Source organism: Mesoplasma melaleucae (genome assembly GCF_002804105.1).
GTDB classification, from domain to species: Bacteria; Bacillota_I; Bacilli_A; order Mycoplasmatales; family Mycoplasmataceae; genus Mesoplasma; species Mesoplasma melaleucae.
This window is the reverse complement of sequence record NZ_CP024964.1, coordinates 223,892-247,533: the sequence shown is the minus strand read 5'-3', so window position 1 is coordinate 247,533 and position 23,642 is coordinate 223,892. Positions and strand designations below refer to the sequence as shown.

The 23,642-nt window shown below is 24.9% G+C and carries 22 protein-coding genes; all 22 read left to right on the top strand.

Annotated features, from left to right (window positions below; all coding sequences use genetic code 4):
- Positions 1 to 29: 29 nt before the first annotated feature.
- The 22 genes from EMELA_RS01245 (at position 30) to EMELA_RS01150 (ending at position 23,509) form a co-directional block, all read left to right on the top strand.
- Positions 30 to 491 carry an ASCH domain-containing protein gene (locus tag EMELA_RS01245; protein WP_100608943.1) on the top strand — a complete coding sequence of 154 codons (462 nt, stop codon included), beginning with the start codon at positions 30 to 32 and terminating at the stop codon, positions 489 to 491.
- A gap of 1 nt (position 492) precedes the next feature.
- Positions 493 to 720, top strand: coding sequence for a hypothetical protein (locus tag EMELA_RS01240; RefSeq protein ID WP_028124594.1), 228 nt, complete (start codon positions 493 to 495; stop codon positions 718 to 720).
- A gap of 14 nt (positions 721 to 734) precedes the next feature.
- Positions 735 to 875: a hypothetical protein gene (locus EMELA_RS04445; protein ID WP_156932149.1), complete on the top strand. Its 141-nt coding sequence runs from the start codon at positions 735 to 737 to the stop codon at positions 873 to 875.
- Positions 875 to 1,291: a hypothetical protein gene (locus EMELA_RS01235; protein WP_028124593.1), complete on the top strand. Its 417-nt coding sequence runs from the start codon at positions 875 to 877 to the stop codon at positions 1,289 to 1,291. Before EMELA_RS04445 ends, EMELA_RS01235 begins: the two co-directional genes overlap by 1 nt.
- A gap of 38 nt (positions 1,292 to 1,329) precedes the next feature.
- Positions 1,330 to 1,524, top strand: a complete 195-nt coding sequence (locus EMELA_RS01230; RefSeq protein ID WP_028124592.1) for a hypothetical protein — start codon at positions 1,330 to 1,332, stop codon at positions 1,522 to 1,524.
- On the top strand, positions 1,524 to 1,748 hold the full coding sequence (locus EMELA_RS01225) for a hypothetical protein (RefSeq protein ID WP_028124591.1): 225 nt from the start codon (positions 1,524 to 1,526) through the stop codon (positions 1,746 to 1,748). The genes EMELA_RS01230 and EMELA_RS01225 overlap by 1 nt, the downstream gene beginning before the upstream one ends.
- Complete coding sequence (locus tag EMELA_RS01220; protein ID WP_028124590.1) at positions 1,741 to 2,553, top strand: DNA adenine methylase; 813 nt, start codon at positions 1,741 to 1,743, stop codon at positions 2,551 to 2,553. Before EMELA_RS01225 ends, EMELA_RS01220 begins: the two co-directional genes overlap by 8 nt.
- A gap of 1 nt (position 2,554) precedes the next feature.
- On the top strand, positions 2,555 to 3,064 hold the full coding sequence (locus tag EMELA_RS01215) for a DNA methyltransferase family protein (protein WP_051584627.1): 510 nt from the start codon (positions 2,555 to 2,557) through the stop codon (positions 3,062 to 3,064).
- Between the two features lie 92 nt (positions 3,065 to 3,156).
- Complete coding sequence (locus EMELA_RS01210; protein WP_028124589.1) at positions 3,157 to 5,490, top strand: restriction endonuclease subunit M; 2,334 nt, start codon at positions 3,157 to 3,159, stop codon at positions 5,488 to 5,490.
- Positions 5,491 to 5,590: 100 nt separating this feature from the next.
- Positions 5,591 to 6,064: a hypothetical protein gene (locus tag EMELA_RS01205; RefSeq protein ID WP_028124588.1), complete on the top strand. Its 474-nt coding sequence runs from the start codon at positions 5,591 to 5,593 to the stop codon at positions 6,062 to 6,064.
- Between the two features lie 259 nt (positions 6,065 to 6,323).
- Entirely contained in the window at positions 6,324 to 9,065 is a 2,742-nt protein-coding gene (locus tag EMELA_RS01200; protein WP_028124587.1) for an Mbov_0397 family ICE element conjugal transfer ATPase, read from the top strand.
- A gap of 155 nt (positions 9,066 to 9,220) precedes the next feature.
- Positions 9,221 to 9,469 (top strand): hypothetical protein, encoded by a 249-nt coding sequence (locus EMELA_RS04440; RefSeq protein WP_156932146.1) that lies wholly within the window; start codon positions 9,221 to 9,223, stop codon positions 9,467 to 9,469.
- Positions 9,451 to 11,919, top strand: a complete 2,469-nt coding sequence (locus EMELA_RS01190; RefSeq protein WP_028124585.1) for a type IV secretory system conjugative DNA transfer family protein — start codon at positions 9,451 to 9,453, stop codon at positions 11,917 to 11,919. The genes EMELA_RS04440 and EMELA_RS01190 overlap by 19 nt, the downstream gene beginning before the upstream one ends.
- A complete protein-coding gene (locus EMELA_RS01185) occupies positions 11,901 to 12,164 on the top strand; it encodes an HNH endonuclease (protein WP_028124584.1) in 264 nt (87 codons plus the stop codon). The genes EMELA_RS01190 and EMELA_RS01185 overlap by 19 nt, the downstream gene beginning before the upstream one ends.
- 156 nt (positions 12,165 to 12,320) lie before the next feature.
- Positions 12,321 to 12,641, top strand: a complete 321-nt coding sequence (locus EMELA_RS01180; protein WP_028124583.1) for a hypothetical protein — start codon at positions 12,321 to 12,323, stop codon at positions 12,639 to 12,641.
- Between the two features lie 47 nt (positions 12,642 to 12,688).
- A complete protein-coding gene (locus EMELA_RS01175) occupies positions 12,689 to 14,440 on the top strand; it encodes an Mbov_0396 family ICE element transmembrane protein (protein WP_028124582.1) in 1,752 nt (583 codons plus the stop codon).
- A 44-nt stretch (positions 14,441 to 14,484) separates the two neighbouring features.
- The gene (locus tag EMELA_RS01170) at positions 14,485 to 15,378 is read left to right on the top strand and encodes a hypothetical protein (RefSeq protein ID WP_028124581.1); all 894 of its coding nucleotides are present in this window, start codon (positions 14,485 to 14,487) and stop codon (positions 15,376 to 15,378) included.
- A gap of 45 nt (positions 15,379 to 15,423) precedes the next feature.
- Positions 15,424 to 16,857 carry an ATP-dependent nuclease gene (locus EMELA_RS01165; protein WP_028124580.1) on the top strand — a complete coding sequence of 478 codons (1,434 nt, stop codon included), beginning with the start codon at positions 15,424 to 15,426 and terminating at the stop codon, positions 16,855 to 16,857.
- Between the two features lie 114 nt (positions 16,858 to 16,971).
- The gene (locus EMELA_RS01160) at positions 16,972 to 17,463 is read left to right on the top strand and encodes a hypothetical protein (RefSeq protein ID WP_028124579.1); all 492 of its coding nucleotides are present in this window, start codon (positions 16,972 to 16,974) and stop codon (positions 17,461 to 17,463) included.
- Between the two features lies 1 nt (position 17,464).
- Positions 17,465 to 17,641 carry a hypothetical protein gene (locus tag EMELA_RS04435; protein ID WP_156932145.1) on the top strand — a complete coding sequence of 59 codons (177 nt, stop codon included), beginning with the start codon at positions 17,465 to 17,467 and terminating at the stop codon, positions 17,639 to 17,641.
- Positions 17,641 to 21,924: a hypothetical protein gene (locus tag EMELA_RS04725; RefSeq protein ID WP_028124578.1), complete on the top strand. Its 4,284-nt coding sequence runs from the start codon at positions 17,641 to 17,643 to the stop codon at positions 21,922 to 21,924. Before EMELA_RS04435 ends, EMELA_RS04725 begins: the two co-directional genes overlap by 1 nt.
- Before the next feature lie 256 nt (positions 21,925 to 22,180).
- Positions 22,181 to 23,509, top strand: coding sequence for a hypothetical protein (locus tag EMELA_RS01150; RefSeq protein ID WP_028124577.1), 1,329 nt, complete (start codon positions 22,181 to 22,183; stop codon positions 23,507 to 23,509).
- Positions 23,510 to 23,642 lie beyond the last annotated feature (133 nt).

Below are 23,642 nucleotides of genomic sequence, written 5' to 3'. Positions count from 1 at the left end.
TAAAAAATAAAGAAAAGAAGAATAGAATAATGGAAAAAGAATATAAAGAATTGTGTTTAGCACAAGCAAACTTAATTAAAATCAAACAAGATTTTTTAGACCAAATAAGAAGTGGAATTAAAACTTTTGAATTAAGAAAAGACCCAAATCTTGAAGGAATAAATGAATTAGTAGTTATAGAGCATATATGCTCAAATGATATTACAAATAGAGATAATTGTGATTATGCAAATTGTCCTATAATCACTGATGACTGCATAAGTGATAGATTAACAGTTAAAATGACTAAAAAAGATTTAAGTGTTTATGAGATAGTAAGAAAAATAAACCAAAGATTAAATTGAATTTTAAATCTTGTAGGTTATGCTAAACTTTCTATTGAAGAAAATAAAGAAATGTTAATGTTAATTAATGTTGATAAGTTTTTAATAGAATATACAAAAGATAATAAACCTTTTTATTGATATGATGTTGAAATTATAAAGGAGTAATATGAAAGAATTTGAAGCAATTATAACTGAATGTGACAGCGGACATACAACTTTATGAAGCGAGTATGGTTTAGGTAAAAGTGAAGGATGAGAACAGATAGATACAACTCATATTGACACTTGTAAATTATGTGGTAATCAGATATGTCCACAATGCGAAAATGATGCAGATAAAAATGAAGAATATTGTTCAAAACAATGTGAACATGATTCAAAAGATTATAGCTAAAGAAAGAAAAAGAAATGAAAGAACAAATTAAAGAATTTAACATGGATAAGCAACTAAACATTAGTATTTATGACAACGAAGATGTAGATTTATGTTCTGAATGTGATGAACCAGCAGAAGACTGCATTTGTATTGATGATGAGGATGAAGAATAATGGAATTAGTTAAATATAAAGTATTACCAAAATACTTAGAAAAAATAGAAAATGGAATAAAAACTATTGAACTTAGAAAGTTTGATGAAAAAACATTAAAAATATTACAAGAACTTAAAGACAATGAAATTAGTAAAATGATATTAACAAATATTGATGATGACAGACATTATATTGAAGTTGATATTACAAAGGTTGTGTTATTACCAAAAAGATACAATTTTGAAACAACAATGGAAGATTACTATTGCAGAACTTCAATTAAAAAAAGATGTAATTGAACTTTTGCTTCTGAGTTCATGGGGTGAGTTTATGATCAAGATAGTAAATTAGATGTGGATTTTATTCAATGAGCAGAAGATTACTATAAAAATGAAGATTATATTGTTATATATGTTTTGGAGGCTTTAGAATAATGAGAATGCCAACTTAAGAAATTATTTGAAAAGGTAATATGCCTTTATTATTTATGAAATGTTTAGAGTGTAAAGAAATTATTGAATTAAAAATGAATAAATGTGCATTATGTGAATGAGCTGAACATTGTTGTCCTGGATATATAACAACAGCAAATGCTAAACATTGTGAATTTTATAAAGTAGCAATTTATTTACCATATATTTTAAATGAAAAAAGGAGAATAGAATAATGCAATGTGAAATATGTAAAAAAGTATTACCTTTAGCAAGAGAAAATAGCAAATGAGTATGCATTCAATATTGCTTATCTGAAAAAACTAAAAAGAAATTTTTTAAAACTAATCTTGTTGGTAACATAACACTTCTAGAAAAAGAAGAATGAGTTGAGCATAGTGATCATAGAGCTCACAAAGAATTAAAATGTTTAACTTGTGCAGGTATACAAAATGAATAAATTTATAAGTCCATTAACTTGACCTGGAGGCAAATCTAAACAATGAAACTTAATAAAATCTTATTTTCCAAAAGAAACTAAAAACCTTATCTACATAGAACCATTTTTTGGCGGAGGATCTGTTGGTCTTAATGCTTTAAGAGAGGATATGTTTAATAAATATTATTTTAGTGATTTGGATGAAAATTTAATATTTTTTTGAAAATCTTTATCTAACTCTGAACAATGAAATAATCTAAATTTAGAAAAATGATTTTATCCTAATTCATCTCTAGAATGATTAAAAAATAATAAGAATGATGCCTTTGACGGATTAATCTTCTTGTTAAAGAATAACTTAAATTTTAATGGACAAAGTAAAGGAACTTGAACTCAACAACGATTACAACAAAATTGAAATTTAAACAAATATAAAAGAATTATAGTTTGTAAAAAACTTCTTGAAGAAAATAATAATAAAATTCATTTTTCAATAAATGATTTTGGACTTTTATGCTCATATAGATGAAGTGACAAATATAAAAAAATGTTTGTTTATTTAGATCCTCCTTATTACCAAAAAAACGTCTATAAATATAATTTTGTAGAACAAGATTGAAAAGACTTAATAAGAGTTATTGGTGAACTAAATGAAAGAGGAGTAAGATTTTTAATCAGTATAAATGATTGTCCTGAAACTAGATACATGTTTAAAGATTATTACATATATGAAGCGGAATGAAAATATACCTCATCTAATACTAAAAAAAGCAAAGTAAGAATGGGAAAAGAACTTATAATCACAAATTATAAAAAGGAGTTTTAAAATGACAATTTATTTTCCTAATAAAAATGATGAATGATATACATTGCCTTATGCAGTTGAACCTATTTTAGAATTTTTAAAGCCAAATTCAAATATATTATGTCCTTTTGATACTAAAGATAGTGAGTATGTAAATGTATTAATGAACGCAGGACATAATGTAACTTATAGACACATTAAAGAAGGGTCTGATTTTTTTGATTTAGAAGATAAGGATGTTTTATTATTTGATTATATTATTTCAAATCCACCATATAGCTTGAGAAAGCAGGTTTTTAATAAATTAGAAGAATTGAATAAACCATTTGCGATGTTGGTTCCTTTAGTTTCAATTGCTTTAAAACCAATAAGGGAAAAATTACAAGATAAACAATTATTACTTTTTGATAAAAGAATTAAATTTAAATCTGAAGAAGGAATGATTTGTAAAAATCCACCAAGTGAAACTGCGTATATATGTAAAAATATTCTACCTAAACAGATTATTTTTAAAGAATTGAAGTATACTTAATTTTTTATTGCAAAAAAATAAATATTTATTTGTCAATGGTATAATTAAAAAGTATTTTTAAGTATATTTAAAGTAGAAAAGAGGCAATCTTAATGAACATAAAATTGATTTGTCCTATTAGAGGACCATTAAATATTAATGAAAAATCCAAAGATGGATTATCTTTTACTGAAGAGAGACAGAGAATAGAATTGGTTAGATTTTTATTAACTAAAGGTTATACAAAAGAACTTTTTGAATTTGAATATAACATTAAATTTGGTTCATCTAAAAAATATTTAAGAGCTGATTTAATAATTTGAGAAAATGAATCAAAACAAAATATTAATATTGTATGTGAAGTAAAAAGAGACAGTAAACATAAAATTGATGCCTATGATTACCAATTAGAACCAGCAATAAAATTAACTAATTCAAAATATGGAATTTATTTTGATAATGCTGATAATTACTTAATTTATAGTAACAATAAGTACTCTTTAAATAAATTACCTACTTATGGTTTTGAATTTAATGCTAAAAGCATTTCCATTAATGACTTAAGAACAATTACAAATATTGATTATATTTATAATAAATTAGACCAATTAACTCATAATAACGGAATAAGTAAGGAAAAAAGATATGAAGGAATATTTCAAATTTTATTATCTAAATATTATGATGAAAAGTATAATGAATCTAATTTAAAGTTTTTAATTAATAATAATACATTCTCAGAATTTAAAAAGCTTTATGATCAATCTTTAAAATACTATAATATTAACTCTCAGATAAAGTTAAAAAAAGAAATTGTTTTACCAGAAAATATAGTTATTGCTATTATTGCGTTTTTAGAGGAATATTCTTTTATTAAATCTGACATGGGGATAATTCAATCGTTTTTTATGAAATTTGGTGCTATTTTTTTAAAAAAAGATCTTGCACAATATTATACCCCTATACCAATAGTTAAGTTTATATCTTCTCTTTTAAAGGTTACAAATAGTGATAGAATTATTGACCCCGCTGGTGGTAGTGCTGACTTTTTGGTAGGAATATTGGAAAAATATAAGAATAGTAAGATAAAAAATTTAATCAAGGAAAATCTCCATTATTGAGACATTAGTGAAGATGCACTTAAAGTCGCATTTATAAATATGGTTTTGCATGGTGATGGAAGAACAAATATAGAACAACTGGACTCAATTGAGAAATGAAATTATAAAAATGAGCAATTTGACTTTGTAATAACTAATCCGCCATTTGGTTCAAAAACCAAATGAGAGAAAGACCCCAAAATCATGAAGCATTATGAACTTGCTTCTGAAAAAGAAAATCAACAATTAGGTATTTTATTTTTAGAAAGATCAATAAATTTATTAAAGGCAAATGGAATATTGGTTATTATATTACCTTCAGGTTATTTAAATAATTCTTCTTTAAAATATATTAGAGAATTTTGTATTAATTATAGAATTGTTGCTGATATTTCTCTTCCCGAAGGTTCATTCAAAGGAGCTGAAACAGGGGTTAAAACAGATATTTTAATAATTAAAAAGCAAAAAATAAAAGATGATTATAGAATTTTTGTTTCAGCTCCTCAAAAATTAGGATTTGATTTTAAATCAAAAAAATTACCTTCAATATATAAACGTGATATAAAAACTGGAAAATATATTTTAGATGAATATAATAAGGAAATATTAGATTCTGATTTAGAAAATGTTATATCAGAATTTAAAAAATTTGCATATGATAGTAATTTAACAGAATTTGAACAAGAAAATATTAATATAAAATACAATTTTCTTTTAAAATCAGAATTAGTTAATGATCCAATGCTAACTTTAAAGCCGGAATTATATTTGAATTCTTATAGAAATCATATGACGGAAATTGGAAAGAATACAGTTTCTTTACGAGAATTAAAAGATTCTGGTTATTGCGATATTGAAATTCAAAAGAATGAAACAATTAAACTAGTAGAAGGAAAAATGTATAGCTATATTGATATTTCTGAGGCTAAAAAAGGTGATTATTCATTAGACAATAAATTACATCATTGAGAAATAAAAAACATTGGTAGAGCATCTCAAGCTGCAGAAACAAACGATATATTTTTAAGTTATTTATTAGGAAGTAAAGATAAATTCTTTTTGATGTTAGAAAAAAATACAGATAATATAGTTGTCACAAATGGAATGTACAGAATAATAATAAGTGATGAAATTGTTAGACTATCATTTTATAATTTTTTATTCACTAATTCATTTTCACTTCAATTCAATGCATTATCAACCGGACATATTCAAACAAATATTTCATTAAATAAAGTATGAGAATTTAGATTTAAATTATTAGAAAAAGATGAAATATCTAAAGTTAAAGAAATGATAGAAATTCATAAAAAATATAAACAAATATATTCAACTATTTTAGATTAATAAACTAATCTCTTCTAAAAAACCAAACCTCTTTAAAAATAAAGAGGTTTTTTTATACTTAACTTATTGGTACTCGCCAAATGTCAAAGGAGAAACAAATATGACAGAAGAAACAAAAGTAGATGAAATTAATCAGGAAACTGCGCCTGAAACTTCTGATGAATTAGATAAATCAGAACCTTCTAACGAAGAAGAAATTAAAACTGAAGAAGTACAATTTAGTGATGAACAAAAGTCTAAAATTAATGAAATTATTAAAGAAAATATTAATAATAAAAATACAGAAATTTTAGCATTACAAGATTCGTTAAAAGATAAAGATTTTCAAATTCAATCTTTAAATAATCAATTAATTCAAAAAGAATTATTATCACAAAATTTAGATATTACAGATACACAATTAGAATTTATTAAACAAATGGTTCAAAATTTTACATTTGCAAATACTGAAGAAATTGTTAAATCTGTAAAAGAATTAATTGGCAAACAAGTCGAAATAGTTGATGAACAAGATTTTGGCGGTAAAAAAGAAAAAAAATATATAAATCCAAGTAATCCACTTGGATTAGAATAGGAGAAATCATGGCATTAAAAGATTTTAAAAATCAAAAAAGTTTTATTGATTTAAATAATGAAACTTCAAGAACTGAAGTTGTTCAAGGAATTTATAATGAAATGAATAAACAATAAATTATATGTAACTGTAAAAAGAGTGTTATAATAATATTAACAAGAGAAGAGCATGTTAAACACATGTTCTTTTTATTTTGTTTTGAATGTGTTTAAAGTTTAACAATGTTTTTCTGCTTGATTTTAAGAAAAGGAGAGAAAACATGAGTAGAAAAAGAGCTTATATACCAAAAACATTAAATAACGTTATTAAAATGAGTAAAAATAATAATTGATTTACAATGTACGATCTATTATTTTGCTTTGTATTTTTAATAGTTGCTTTAATATTTGTATTTACATTATCTATTTTAGGAATAATAGGACAAATATTTGTTGGAATAATTGTATTTTTTGGATTATTTAGTATGTTGTTACCAACTAAAGTTGGAAGAAATTTAAGAGTTTATCAAGTTATTTGAAAGACATTTAAATTCAGTTCTGAAATTAAGAAGTTTAAAATTAATACTAGTAATGACACAAAAAATTTAGTTTCATTTAAAAAAATTATCGATGATGGAAATGACATTTCTAAATTTGTTTTAACAAAATCTAGTGTTGGTGGAAAACCATTTATGGCATCAGCTGTAAAAATAGTTGGGTATGATTTATTTAGATTTTCAGAAGAAGAACAAAATTTATTGATAAATAACATGCAAAACTTATTTATGAATATTGAAAGCAATATGTCATTAATTAAAGTTGATAGACCATTAGATTTACAAGCTAATAAAAAGTTTTGAAAAAGAAAACTTGAGTTATTAGAAAAAAACAAAAAAGAATACACTGATATTCAATACCAAACTCGTAAAGAACAAATTCAGGGATTTATAAATTTACATGAAAAAGAAGGAAGTTACTTATCAAGTGATAACTTAGATAAAGAATTTTATTTTGTTATTTATTCAACTATCAAAAAGAAATTGATGAAAAACATTTATGAACTTATGCAAGCAGCTTCAACTGTTAAGTTAAAAGCAGAGCACATAAATGCATGTGAACTTGTAAATGTATATCTTGGCTTAGTAAATCCAATGCACCCAAAATTAACTGATCAAGAAATAATGGATCATAGAAATGACCTAGATAAACTTTTAGCATTTAATGATTTAAAAGTTAATGGAAAATATTTATGTGCAAATAATGATAAAGATTTAAACAAACTTTATTTGAATATTTCAAATATTAAGCAATATCCAAATTTTCCAACAAGAAGTTGACTAGCAAGTCTAGTATATTCAAATTCAAATTTTGTTATAAATATCAATGACATATTCAAAGAAGATATTTCAAAGAAATTATCTAATCAATTGCAAGTTTTAAATTCAAACATTGTAACTCATTCTAAAAAAGACTTGATTGGTAAGTCTTCTCAAGAAAAAGATGCAGAACTTATTTGAGAATTAATCGATGATTTAGCAAGCGGAAATGAAAAGATAAAAAAAATTAATACATACATCATTTCTTATTCTAATAATTTAAAACAACTCCAAGAATATAATCAAATGTTAAGAAAAACATTAAAGAATGAAAGAATACTTATTGATGATATGACTTTTAATCAACTAGAAGGATTTTCAGGTGCTATTATCAAGCCAACTGATGAATATGGGGCTAAATATGCAACTTATACACCAACGCTTGCCCTTGCTGAATCTTTTCCATTTTTATCATCAGATTTAAGAGATGAAGAAGGAACACCATTAGGTAATAATGAATTACAAGATGTTGTAGTTTTAGATACTTTTGTTAAAACAAGAAGTAGAATGAATCATAATGCATTTTTAACCGGATTTTCAGGTGCAGGTAAAACTACAGCACTTAAGGTTTTAATGAACGGTCATTTAGCTAAAGGGGGAATAGTTAGAGCTATTGATCCTGAAAATGAATACTCAAGCATGGCAAGAAAATATGGCGGCATAGTAATTGATGCAGGAACAGGAAGAGAAGGAAGAATCAATCCTTTACAACCTTTAATTCAATTGATAGATGATGAAAATCATAACTTGACTTCAAATCAAATAATTCAGTATCATATCGAATTTTTTGAAACTTGATTAAAAATTTTATTTGGAGATAGAAGAAACATCAATGAAATGGCACCTTTAATTTCTTTTGCTTTAGGTGATTTATATCAACAACCAAAATATAAAAAAGTAGAAAATATTTTAGACCAAAAAGCTGAATGATACCCAACTTTTACAGATCTAATAAAATTTATTCGAACTGAGCAAAAAGCAAATAAAAAATATCAAACTGATGGATATGAAGAATCAGTAAACTTGCTAGAAAATTCATTTGTAGATTTTGGAAAATATTCAGAATTATATAATGGACCTTCTGTAATAAGTATTAAAAATAAAAATGACTTAATTGTATATAACATTCAATCATTATTAGAGAAAAGTAAGAATCTACAACAAGCTCAAATGACTTTAATTACTGCTGTTATCCAAAATGAAGTTAAAATTAATTCTTTATTAAGCGATAAAAGAATCATGGTATTAATTGATGAGGCGCATTTACTTATTGATGAAAGAAATACTGCAGCTTTAGATTTTATTTTCCAATTAGTTAAAAGAATTAGAAAAAGAAATGGTGGAGTTGTGCTAGCTACTCAAAATCTTGAAGACTTTTTTTCAACAAAAGAAAATAGTAAAAAAACAATGGCAATTGTAACAAACTCACTTTACGTATTTGTTGGTAAAACTCCGCCACAAAATATTGAAACAGTTGAAGAAATGTATAAATCAATTGGTGGATTAACAATAAGTCAACGTGAATTTTTATTAAAAGCTGAAAGTGGTCAATTTATTTTAAGAATTGGTTCAGATGAAACACACAATATTAATTTTGTAGTAACAAAAGATTTAGAATCAGTTATTGATGCAAAAGTAGAATTTTAAAAAAGGAGAAAAATGATATGACAGAAATTATGCAAATTGTTGCTTTTATAAGCATGGGCTCACTATGTATCACATTATACTTTCTATATCAAAGATGCAGACTTAAAAAAAGTACAAGAAGTATGAAAAAAACTAAAATAAATTTAAGAAATTATTTGAAAAAACAAAAAAATATTAATAATGGTTTAAGTACTGAAATTGAAGAGAATATTTCACTGGATAACAATTACAAAATATTGCACAGAAAATTGAAAATTGAATTTTGAGTATTTTTTGGAATCACAATTTTATGTTGAACAATTATGATAATTTTAGGAATATCTTCAGGCTTCTTTTCAAGTATTAATGATCAATCAGGTCCACAGAAAGAATTAAGTACATTTTTATGTTCAAAAATATTTTAGAAAACTTAAAAAATAAAAAGAAATGAATACTATTTATTTTTGTTTCATTAATAATTTTGATTATTTTAAATTACTTTTGTTACATAATTATATCTTCAATTATTTACTTATTTACAAATAACTTTACTTTAAATTTTAGTGTAATATATAAAATTAAAATTTCATTTTCATTTTATATGTCTTTAGTCATTTCACTGGCTTTTGAACTTTATTCATTTATCTGCTTCTTTTTAAAAACAAGCAAAAATAAGAACAAGCATGTTATTAAAACAGACAGTAGTGAATATGGTTGTGGGAAATGAATAATCGATGAAAGAAAGCCAAATAATGTTGATTTAAAAGAATTTGAAAAATATTATTGCAAAGATTTTAAAACACCTAGTTATTTAACTAGAATTTCAATAATGGGAAAAAAGTTAGTTTATCATGGGATTAGTGTTATAAAGGTTGTGCATCAAATTATTATAGGATCTACAGGTTCAGGTAAAACACAAAAAATTATATTACCAACAATTTGGTTGAATTCGCGATTAAAAGACAAAAAACTTGATAATGGAGAATATGAAAATAATAAGCCTAGTTTTGTAATTACAGATCCTAAAGGTGAAATTTTTGCAACAACAAAAATGGATTTGGAAAAACAAGGATATGATGTTAAAGTATTAAATTTTAAAGACCCTTCTCAATCTATGGGCTGAAATCCACTAACTCAAGCTTTAAAATATTTTGAAATTGCTATAACCTATGAAAAGGAAAATATTCATAAAGTTAAAATTAAAAACAGTTCTAGTGAAGAAACAAAAAATTACATTAAAAATAATTCATGTTTAAATCACACAAAGAAAAACTGTTTAGTATGTTTAGAAAATTTTAATAAATCAAAAAATAAATGATTTTGAATAGACAAATTTGAAAAATATATTATTTATGATGCTGATATTTTTAAAAAACATTTAATTTCTCAAATAAAAAAGTTTAAATCATTGTCAAATCAAGAAATTACTGATTTAACTGAAATTTTAATTAAGTCTAATGATGTTAAAGAAATAACATGACCTAATGGTGCTAAAAATTTGATTAAAGGAGTTTTATTGGCTATGCTTGAAATTAAAGAAAAAGATTTTAATGCAGTAAATGAAAAAAACTTTAATATGGTTACAGTACAAAAAATCTTGGCTAATAGAGCAAGTTTAAACGAGTGATTCAAAAAGTATGGAAAAGAGTTTCCTACAAGTTCAGCATGAACAACTTGCTCATCACAAATAGATTGTTCAGAAGCAACAAATTCTTCATTTTTTAGTGCAGTTTCTAATGGGACAAGAATATTTGCAGATGATTCTTTACAAGACGTTTTATGCAAGAACGATATTGATTTATTTAATATCTGTAGCAAAGAAAAACCAACAGCTTTGTTCTTAATTATTCCTGACCAAAGAAAAGATAAACATCCCTTAGCTTCATTATTTGTTAGTCAATTATATTTAGCTTGTTCTTTTGTGGCAGATAAAAATAGAATTGAACGTGGAAAAGAAGAATTAGATAGGGATTTATTATTCTTATTAGAAGAATTTGGTAATATGCCTGCTATACCTAATTTTGATAATATTTTAAGTGTTTCTAGATCAAGAAGAATATTCTTTACTTTAATAGTTCAAGATTTGGATCAAATTAATAAAGAATATAGCAATTCATCAACAACAATTAAATCTAACTGTTTATTAACTGTTTATTTAAAGTCTGATAATGAAGAAATTAATGAAATGATTGCCAAAAAATGTGGTAAAGAAACTATCTTAACGCAATCGATTTCAAAGAATAAAGAAGTCTTAGAAAAGGCAGCAACTTCAATGACCGGAAAAGATTTAATATCAGCTTCAGACTTGTTTAAATTAACAAGCAATGATGATGAGTTAGCTGTAATACTTCTTGTTGGTGATCAACCTTCAATTTCTAGATTAAAACATTATTACAAATTAAAAAAAGAAAACTTAATGAATTTTAAATCTGGATTAAGTTATAGTTCTATTCCTGATCCAATAATTTATGATGAAACATATTTTTTTAATCTAGCAAACTATGTATTTAAGAAACAAAAAAATACAATAACTAAACAAAATGTAGAATTTAGTGACAGTTTTAAAACTGAATTAAAATACAATGATAAATTAGACAAAGTTGATAAACAAATTTATAATGGTTTAAAGCTTAAATTTGAAAACGAAAATGAAGTTAATAAAATACTTTCAATTAGTAAATTAAAATCTACAATAAATAAATTAGAAAAAGAATTAAACATTTTAAGAAAAGCAGATGAACCAGATGCTAAAAAAATTAATGAAATTAAAAAAGAAATTAAGAAATATAAAGTTTTAGAAGAAGAACAAATTGCAAAAGGAATAGTAGGATGATATGATGAATTAGGAGGTAATTTATGGCAAAAAAAGATTTAAATTCAAATCCTAAACAAGCATGAAATAATGCACCTAAATGTAATTGTGGAGCACAACAAGATGAAAGTAATTGAGGCCACAAAGAATGTTTTAGATGTAACGGGATTCTGGAATATGGAGCTTATGAAGGATGACAACCAAATAATCCTAGTTCATGAAACGTAGAACATATTAATCCAAAATCACAAGGTGGAACAAATAAATCAAAAAATTTAATAGCAGTACACAAAATGTGTAACAAATAAAAAATTATTAACAATTATTACTATTATGTTATATAATTAGATTAACAAGAGAAGAGAGCATGTTAAACACATGCTCTTTTTTGCGTTAATTCATAATTGTATATAAGTGTTGTGTTTGACAAGACTTTTTTCCTTGAAAGAAGGGAGAAACTAATTATGACATTATACGCTAGTGATGGTACTATTGACTGAACACAACTTATGGGTCTAATTAATAATTTATTTGGATCATTCTTAATGATTGTTGGTTTTGCTGTTGCTGCATTTTCAATTTGAGCTATTGTGCGTGTTGGAGCAAAAATAATTGCACTGTCAAATGATGAAGATGCTGATTCAAGCGCTAAAAAGAAAATGCTTGTTCAATTGGGTTGAATTGTATTTGGGTTAATAATATCACTTGGAGCAGGCCTTTTTGGAACAGTTATTGTGGCTACAGGAATGCAATTATTCCAACCACCAGAAATTCCAATACCCTAAAATAAATAAAATGCTTTAGTTAGAAAGTATAGAAAGGAAACAAGAAGATGTTAGATTGATTATTTGATCTCATAAACTCAGCACTACAATCTGGTTTATTTGGATTTATATATTCTGCTATCTGATTAATTTTAATTGGTCCTGCTTTGATGATCATTGAAGCATTCGAACAATTATTTGTATATTTAGCAGGAAACTTAGTTTTACAATTATTATTTGGATTTGGTGTTGATGCTAATGGAAAAGAAATTAATTTCTTTTCATTGCAAAATATCCCTCCAGCATTTATTGGCTTCTGAATTTTATCAATAACTCTTACAGTAATATTTTTTATGATAAATTATTGTACAATTTCTGTAAGTGATGATTTAGAAGTAAAAGCAAGACTTATTAAAGCTATAAAAGCTTCATTAACTGGTGTAGTTGTTTCATTATTAATGCCTGTTGGAATATTTATTGCTGCAGGATTTACAATGATAATGATTCAAGCATTGTTTGTTATCTTGTCTGGTGGTAATGAAGTAACATCTATAGCTAGAATTTTATATCATATCGGAGATATGGATTGAGATGGTGTTGTAACAGTTGGATCTGGGTCTGCATTATGAGCACCACCATCAAAAATGTTAAGTGGAGATTATAATATTTTTATTGAAATTGCTGCTGTGTGTGGATTATTTTATGGGATGTCTATTTCGATTATTTCAATGGCTGTTAAATCATTTGAAATCTTTTGATTATTCATTAAAGGACCATTAGCTGCTGCTACAATGGTAAATGATGACGGTGCACGCTTAAAATTATGAAAAGAACAAATTATTAACAAATTTGTATCTATGGCAATTGGAGTTTCAATATTTTTAGTATTTGGTATTTTATTAAATACACTAATTAAAATTCGCCCAAGTGATGTTATAAGCGGAGCTGGTGCAATGGTAGATATTGCATTCTTATTAGTTATAATTTGAGCTGGTGCAAGTTTCTTAATTATTGGCCCAAGTTTAGCATCACAATTTGCAGGTGGTGAGCGTTCAATTGATAAAGATGTAATGTCAGCTGCAAAAGGAGTTGTAACAGCATCAGGAGTTGGAATGATGGCAGCAACAAACATTGGTTTAAAAGCTGCAGGAATGTATAATACAGCAAATAGAATAAAAAGAAAAAGCAATCTTAGTAGAAATGTTCCAGGCATGGGTGGTAAAGGATTAAGCGATGTATCAACTGGTGAAGGAAGTATTTCAACAAATGCATTGGGACACTGAAAAAATAGATTTAAAATTGGTGCTAAAATAGCTGCTGGAGTTGGAATTGGTGCTGGTACTTTATACGCAGCAAGTAAATTTAAAAACAAATCTTATAAATCTGTTGCTGCTAGAGGAAAAATTAGAAAAGGTTGAGAAAATCTTAAAACTGGTGCTATTCAAAAAGCAAGTAACGTTCTATCTGGTGTTAGACAAATTGATGCTGATGGTAACATAATTAATGCTAAACCATTGTTTGAAACAAAGCGACAAGCAGCAATGAACTTGAATGCCACTTTAGAAAGAAAATATGATAAAAATCCTAAAACTCAAAATATTGATATGAGGTTGAAAGAAAATAGACAACTTAAACAGCAAAAACAAGTTGCAGAACAAAGATTAAACGATCAACCAAAACTTAAAAAAATTATTGAAACTGATAAATATCGTCAAAGAAGAATGGAACTTCATGAAAGAAATGTTCAAAGATCAAAAAATAAAAAGGAAAAAGAAAAAGTTGCTAAACAAGAATCTAAACAAGCTAAAAAAGGTTATTAAAACTCTTGTATGATATGATATTTATATAAAAGGATGTGAAAAATATGGGACTAGGTAAGTGATTGGAAAACAAGAGGGAAGATAAAGCATTTCATCAATCTTTTAAAGAGAACGAAAAGAAATTTTGATTAAATGAAGAAAAATATGGTTATGGTACTTTATGACGATACAATAGAACAAAAACTTGGATTGTTTATTTAGCACTTGCTAAAAATGAAAATCTCTGAACTGAAGATATAAATTTGGACATTTATTTAAAAGCGTTTAAGAAATATTGTACAGGGAAAAATGAATATGATAAAAAATGTGAAAAGCATTGATTATGTGAGTATACAAAAACCCCAATATGAGAAAGTTATGCGTATGATTACAATAGAGGTTATCCTGATGAAAAGCGATGAAAAGAACCAAGAAAAGATCCTTATATTTGACCTTTAGAATTACTTTCTTTTGGACACCAGATATTAGTTAATGATTTGCCTAGAACTGAAGATAAATGATGAAAAGCAAATATTAAGCCTATTGTAGACTATTTAGATGCAAACCCAGAACTTTATGACAAAGCTGCTTTAATGGCTCAAATTGAGTCTGAATTAATTGTTAAAAGAGCTGACGCTTTGGTTAAAGCATTAATAACTGGTAATCTTGAAGATCCATTGATACAAGAACTTGTTGAGAATCCTGAGCAATTTGGTTGAGAAAAAGAAACTTGAACACCGCAATGAATTGCTAGAGAACAAGTTTGATGTAAAAATAACAATATTAATTTAAGTAACTATAAGGAAAAACATCCTTTATATAATGCTTCATTAAAAGATGTTTGATTAAATTTAAAATTTGCTCCAATGGATGAAGCAATTCATAAAATTCTTCCAGAAATGAAAAAACGACAAGATGAAACTCAAAATACAAAAAAATTACTAGATGAATTAATCTAGTTTTTTCTTGTATAATTTTATATAAGAATAAAGAGGCAATTAATAATGATAGAAAGCATAACAGTTTATAACTATAAGAAAATACAAGAAAAAAATTTTAATTTTAAAAGAACAAATTTACTTATAGGTGAAAATAATTCAGGTAAATCAACTTTACTGCAATTAATTAATGATATGTTTAATTATTTCGAAAATGGAAAATTAAATTACTTTTCTAAAGACAAAGAGAAAAAAACAAGATTCAAAGTTAAATTTAAAGAACAAGAAGAACTAAATTTAGAATTTAATGAGAAAGGTGTTTTAATTAATTACGAAAGTGATTTAGAATATTTAAAAATTAAAAAGATTTTGGAATCTAATAACGTTATTTTTATTGATTCAGAAAATATTGATTATACCAACGTTGTTAGCAAAATTGTTGGTAGTTATTTTTATAAAAAAATTGATGAAGATAAAGAACTAAATGAAGCCTATGAAAAACTTAATAAGGCATATCAAAATAGTATTTTTGATGTTTCAACTAATTTTTTAAAAGAAGATATTTTTTTATTTGACAATAAAGATGTTATTTTAAAGAATTTAAATTTAAGCTCATCATCTGATATTTCAAAATCTTATAAAGTAGTTAAACCAAAAATTCCAGATCATGAATCTATTGACCAAATGGGTTCAGGAACAAAAAAAAGTATTGTTTATTCACTTTTATGTATGCAAGAAAATTTGCATAAAACAACATTAATAGTTGATGAAATTGAAAATAATCTATCTTTAAATAAAGTTGAAAGTATAATTACAAAAATTTTTGCAAGTAAGTACGAACAAATATTCATTTCTTCTCATTCTCCAATAGTAATGAATATAATTATAAATTTAAAGTTTGATGAAACTGAACTTATATTTTTAAATGATAAATCAGACTCAAAAAATCAAGAATTAATAAATTCGATACTTTTAGATTCGTTTAGTTTAGCTTCAAGTTTTGGACCCAAATATTTTGTTTTTGTAGAAGGTAATGAAGACATGAATATTTATAAACATATACTTAATATTTTTTGTGAAAACATTGATGAAAATAAAAAGAAAAAAGTTTTTTTCATTCCATTAAATGGTGCGGATAATTTTGAACGTGTATTAAAAAGAAATCAAGAATTACTAACATCAAAAATACCAATTTTAAAGATTTTAGATGGAGATAAAAGTCATAAAAAATATACTAAACCTGAAATAAACGAAACAGTTTATTGTTTAAAAAGAAAATGTATTGAATTCTATTTAGATTTTTCTAAACCTGAAATTGAAAAACTTATAAAAAATAAATTAAAATTACAAAAAGCAATATTAAATCAAACACAAGAAGCCACAAATTCTATAATTGATAAAAAAGCATGTTCTAATATATTATTGGATGAAATTCTAAACGATAGAAATAACCAATTAGTAAATGAAATAGAAGAAATATTTTTTAATTTTTTAAAGTAATTAAAAAATATAGTAAAATTAAATTATCAAGAGAAGAGCATGTTAACGCATGCTCTTTTATTTTTTTAAATAGCTTAAAGTTAACTAACTCTCCTTGAAGAAAGGAATAAAATAATGGCAAAAAAACAAAAAAGAACAAGAATTTTTATTGATTTTTACAATAAAGATGAAATTGATTTAATTATGACTCTTAAAGCAGTTTTGAAAGAATCAGTTCCTAAACAATCTATAAATTCTCAAATAAGAACATTGTTTTTACAAACAATTGAAAATTACTTAAAAGAAGGAAAGATTTTAAATGATTTAGAAGAAACATTTATAAATGTTATTAATAATAAAAATTCCGATATGAAAATTTTTAATGCGTTAACTTTAAAAAAATCATTAATAGATCCAGCAATTGATTTAGCACAAATTAAAGCTTGTTTAATTTTATTAACAAATTTAATGGCAGAACAATTTAATTTAACTGAAAAAGTTGAAGTCCCTGATGAAAGTTTATTACAACCATTTGCTTTCCAAAACACGATAGCAAAAAATATTAAATCAGAACAAAGAAATCTAATATCAAATTTTAATAAAAAGAAAGAAATGGAGGAATCATAATATGTCATTAATAATTATGTTATTTAAAAAAATAATTGATTCAATTGTTATTAATATTGGTGATCAATTAGGAGTTAATATTAAAAATCCTTTAAATCCTAAATTAAAAAATAAAAAATGTTTTCAGAGAAATTGTAAACATTGTAAGAAACCAAATAATAAAGGAGCTGATGAGTAATGAAAAAAATAAAATGAATAGTACCATTAACTTCAATTCTTTTATTTAGTCCTTTATTTTTAACTTCAATGACTACAAACAAAAATCACTTTGTAAATAATTTTATGAAAGCTAATTATGCAAATTCTAATATTAACCCAACTTTTCCTGGTCAGTCTTTTAATTTAAATCTTTCAAGTAATGAAATTTATTATCAGAAAGCAAATGCACCAGGTGGTGAATGATACCGAGAAATTGAAAATTCAACTACTCTTGATTTGTCTTCAATAGCTGAAAATAGAAATCAGTTAACCACTAACTATAAAAACATGGAAATTAACTTCAGCTCTTGATTTGATGGTTCAAACGCAAACTATACACCAAAAACTTTTAATACAAATTTTAATTTTAGCCAAATAAATAATTCTTGAATTCAAGTTGGGCATGATAATGGATGAAATAATTTAAGAAATGAATCTTGATATTACATAAAATTAAATTGAATATCTGACTTAAAAATTTCTGTTTCTTTGAAAACAAAAATTGTTGTAAGGGGTAATATTTTTACTAATCACTGAACTAGAGCCTCAATAGAGTTGAATACAGTTAAATTTGTAAGTAAAAACAATTGAATATCTCAAAATAGTAGTTTTGCAAAAGAAATGCAAAAAGACTTAGTTATAACATCACAAACTTCAAAGTGATTAGATTCAAATATGAAGGTTAACATTTGAGGAGAAGATCAACCTAAATCTAATAAAGAATTAATAATTGATGAAATCAAAAAAAGAAGTAAAACCTTAAGCAACTATGAATTATGAAATACTCATATTGATTTAGACAATCCTATTATTTCAATTCCACATGATACAAATGGAATTGTAAATGTTAAGTTCAATAAAAAACAGAATTCAAGTGCTGCTAATTCTTTTACAAAAGAATATGCAATAAGTACATCAATAAAATTTGATGCCGTAGGTATTTCTAAAAAAATTAATGATACATTTAACAAAAAATTTATATTAACAACTAATACATCATTAGATTCATCAAATAATACTGTAGTTGATAAACAAGACTCTCTTGGTAATATTAAACCAAATCCTAATAAGGGTATGACTAATTTACAAGTTATTAATAGGGAAGTTAATAACAGATTTGATAGTTTATTCTCAAAATCTCCGCAATTAAAAGATTTAATAATTATGAATCCACCAACTTTTAATGAATCAAAGGATAAAATTCAGATTAAATTTAGTGATAAAGGCGATAGTGGACTTATAGCAAATGGACAGTGAGTTCAAGTCGTAGAAATGCCTATTGAAATCAATCCAACTGATATTGCTTTGCAAAGAAGTTTCTTGGAAAGAATTTCATTATCACCAGGTTTAATGATTAATCCTGATGACCCAATGGGTGAATTAATAGATGATCAACCTGAAATGATTTATGAAAATAGAAAAAGAATTTTTATTTATCATAATTATTTAGATTTTTCATTCCAAACTTTTGAAGGTTGAAATGAAAGCGTAACAATTAATGGAGAACCAATTGAAGTTTATAACAATATTTATCGAAAAAGACTAAATGACTCTAGAATAAATGATAAAAATCAACAAAAAGAAGTTAAATATGAAATTGAAATAAATGGAACAAATTATGTAAATGGTAAACCTGAACCAATTAAAACAAATTTTACTATTATGATTAGGTCAAAAGTTTCTAGGTCAACCTTTAAATGATTAGGTTGAAATCCTGATTCAGATCCAACTAACAAAGAGGGTTATGCACAGTGAATTGTAACACAAGAGAAAATAGCAAATGCTGAAGGTAGTCTTGTTGATAATCCAAAATATGATCCAACAATTGATCCTGAAACAGGAATTAGAATTCAAAAAATATGAGTTAATTCAACTAAAAAATACATAGAAGATAATCCTTTTCCAATTGATCCAATTGACAAGTGAGGGAATGTAATAAAGGATAATGAACAAAATAGTTATGAATATGGTTATTTTGCTGAAACTTACGTTGCAAACTCTGGAGTAGCTAATATTTTAGATAAATCCTTTAAAGATACTATAAGTAAAGTTGAAAGAGTCAAAATTGATTCTAAAAGTGGAAATGAAATAGGAACAAGAAAAGAAGTAGATTTAGAAAAAGAAACACAATTTTCAACTAAAGGACTTTATGAATATTTATTTTTTCTAAAAGACAAAACTCCAATTTATAAAAAAACTGTAATTGATGATGAAGGTAACATTGTCATTGATCCAGAAACTGGGAAACCAAAAAAGGTTAAACTTAATCCATCAGATGTTGAAACATATCCACCAAATGGTGAAAGCATAATTGCTGAAAGTGGAAATGTTCTACATAAGTTTGTTTATATTTCAAAAGATGAATCAGATGCACCTTATCAGCAATTTTTAAATATACCAGATATTCAAAGTAATAAAAAATTTACTGAGTTTTCTAATACCTTTTCTTTAGCTTCTTCACACTTAAAATGATATCTTGTTAATGAGTATGGGTTTGATCAAACAAAACTTGATTTGTTAAGTTTTGAAGGAATGTTTTCATATTGAAAACAGTATGTTTCAGAAATGAAAGCACAAACTATTTCTCCACCAATTGAACCAGTAAGCACAGTAAACTTAAATGGTTTAGATATTGATTTTTTAAAGATAAATAGTACAAATCCAATAGAATTATTTGCAGAAATAAAAAATTACGTAATTAAAGAAGTTAATTCTTATTTAACTAAAAATAAATCAGATGCTCAATATCGAAAAGATTGAAGTATTTATTTAAATAATATTGAATTAACTGACACTAATGCCGAAATGTATTTAAAAGAATTTGCCGATATAGAAAAAGTACGTAAAACTGAAATAATAACCGTCAAAGCTATTGATAATAGCACAAAATTAGTTGGACAAAAAAGACTTAAAATTATTAATGACCCTGAATATAATCCTACTAAAATGCTAAATCTAAATTACATTAATTGAAAAACTCAAAATTATGATTTTTCTAACGTAGAAAGTCAAGAAGAATTTACCAATAAGTGAGTTGTGAATTTAATTAAGGAACAATTAAATTTAGCTGTTGAATTAGTTAATCCTAATCAACCTAATTTAAATACTGATTATAATATAACAATAAGTAAAGAAATTAATGGTGAATTAAAAATTTATGATCAAAATACAGAGGAATTTCAAAATGAAATTGCTAGATTCTTAAACATAAATAATTCTGAAGAAAATAAAAAACAAAAACTAAATTTGAAAGTAAGAGCAACAGAAGAATCAAATATTTTGTTTGGTATGACAGAGCAACGATACATAAATGATCCTGAAAGTGAAATTTCTCCACCAATTCCACCAATTGATAAAAGCAAAAACATTAATTCCTTTTTAAATGTTAAAAATTTTGGAGTTATTGATTTGTACAATAAAAACAATAATCCTGAAGAATGAGATGCTGAAACAATTTGATTCAAAAATAATGAAATACTTTGAAATAAAATTATAGCTTTACAAAAAGAACAAAATAATACCACTTGAAATTCAATAGACCCAGAATTTGCAGATAAATTAAATTCATTCTTAGAAAAGTTAGAAATGAAAGATTTTGAGCTATTCTACAAGGATTTAGGTTACAGGCCTATACCAAACCCAGAAAATCCTGAAGAATTGCTTTATACAAACAATTTCACTGTTAAATCAGCAAATAAAGACCTGTATCATGGTTCAACAATATCAAAATTCTATACATCTGAAAAACTTGATGAAATACCTGAGAAATTTAGACCTGATCTTAGTGATTTATTTAAAATAACAAATATTGGTGAAATAATAAATGTGTCATCAATTGGAAAAGTTTCAGAGCAAACTGTCTACGATAAATTAACCTTAATTAATCAGATAGATATAAATGAATACACAAAGGATTTATTTACTTTTAAATGAAATTGAACAAATAATGCAGAAGGAAATAGATATTATCATTCTGTTAAAATAGGTTTAACAATAAAAGGTGAAAAAAAACTTAAAGGTGAAAAAATTGATGTAACATATTGAACATTAAATAAAGACCCAGAACCAAAACCAGACCCAGAACCAAAACCAGACCCAGAACCAAAACCAAAACCAGACCCAGAACCAAAACCTAAACCAAAATTTGATAAAGTAAATTTAGCTTGAATTATCCCTTTATCAATAATAGGTGCTGCTATTATATTTTTCTTAATAAGATGAATATTAAATCGAAGAAAGTCAAAATATTTAGGTAAAAAATAAATCTAATTAATGTTATAATTAATGTAACAAGAGAAGAGCATGTTAACGCATGCTTTTTTTATTTTTGTGTTAACTTATTCTTTGATTGTAAAAAAAGATAGGAGAAAATAAACATGACAAGAAAACAGCAAATAGATTTTTGTATTAAAAATCATAATAATAAAGATACTACAGTTACACTTTCAAGTTGTAGTTATACAGTTTGTTTAAATTGCGCTCACAAAATTAGAAATAATATGTGTTAAAGGTTTAAAATATGAAATATTTAAACATGCTTAAGATAACTGCAGTGGGTTTATTAATTATTGCAATTCCAGTTGGGGGGATAGCGTCATATAATATTTTAGTTAAAGCTAAAAAAGACAATGAAAATTCAATTAGTGAAAAATATAAACCTTTATCACCTTTTTCTTCTGAATTTAAAATTGAGCCAAATAAATTCAAAGAAGACATTAATGAAATATTAAAAAATTTTACTCCAAGCAGCGATAATGAAATTACAAGTGAAGAAACTTTTAATGATTTTATTAAAACTAAACTTATTGCAGAACATGGTGTATATAAGTCATTTAAACAAGGAGATAATTGAAAAACAACAGATAAGTCTGGAAATCAATATGAAATAACACAAAAGGATTTAATTAAAATTATTTCTAATAAAAATGATATAACAGATGAAGAATATCAACTTTTTAAGCTTTTAGGAGTTTCACAAAGTTTTATAAGCTACATGTACTATAAAACAATTTATGATTACAATAATTATAGAATTTTTCAAGAAAACCCTAAGTACAATGATTTTGAAAATATTGAAATTAAAAGTATTGAAATTTTTAATGATTATTTAAATTTTTATAAAGCATTAATGTCAACAATTACAAATTCACAAACAATTGAAAGTTATTTAAACAGCAAAGAGTGAATTAAAGCGATTACTCTTAATGGTGGAAAAGAAATGTCAAAAGATAATAAAAATTATATTCAAAATTTACCTTTTTTCTTTTCTGAATATACGAAATTTGATTGAAAAGATAATTTAATTAAAGCAACAAAATTATTTAGCAAATTAAGCAGCTATGCATCTAGCAATAAATTACCAATAAATATACAAGAACCAAAAAGTGAATTAGAACAATCTTCCATCTTATTTGATTTAAATAATATAAGTTTGACTTCAAATGAATATAATTTAACTAAAATCAAAAATGCAGAACAAGATAAAAATTTTATAAATTGAAGTAACGCTCAAATTCAAAAAGCATTTAATGATATATATACTCAAGTATGAAAAGAAACTAATTTTGATGAGTGAAATTATCAAATAAATGACCAAATGATTTCAGGAAAATCTTTAAAACAAGGTATTGATCCATTTGGAGACAGAAATAATATCCCTATGTTTAAAAAAGATTTTGATATTATTATAAAACAAAATTCAAATAATGATATAACTATTACAGTTTCTGCTATTGAAGGTTCTTACTTTTTAAAAAGTAATACAATTCTTTATTTAAAAAACAATAATCAAGCAAAAGAATGAAATTCTAATTTGAATATTAATTGAGTAAATAATCAGCTAAAGTAATTAAAAAAATGTTATAATATATTTATCAAGAGAGACAAGCGTGTTAAATACAGCTTTCTCTCTTTTTTAATAATATAATATTAAAATTCATAAAATTTCCTTTCTTAAACAATAAAAGTTGGAGAATAGCTTA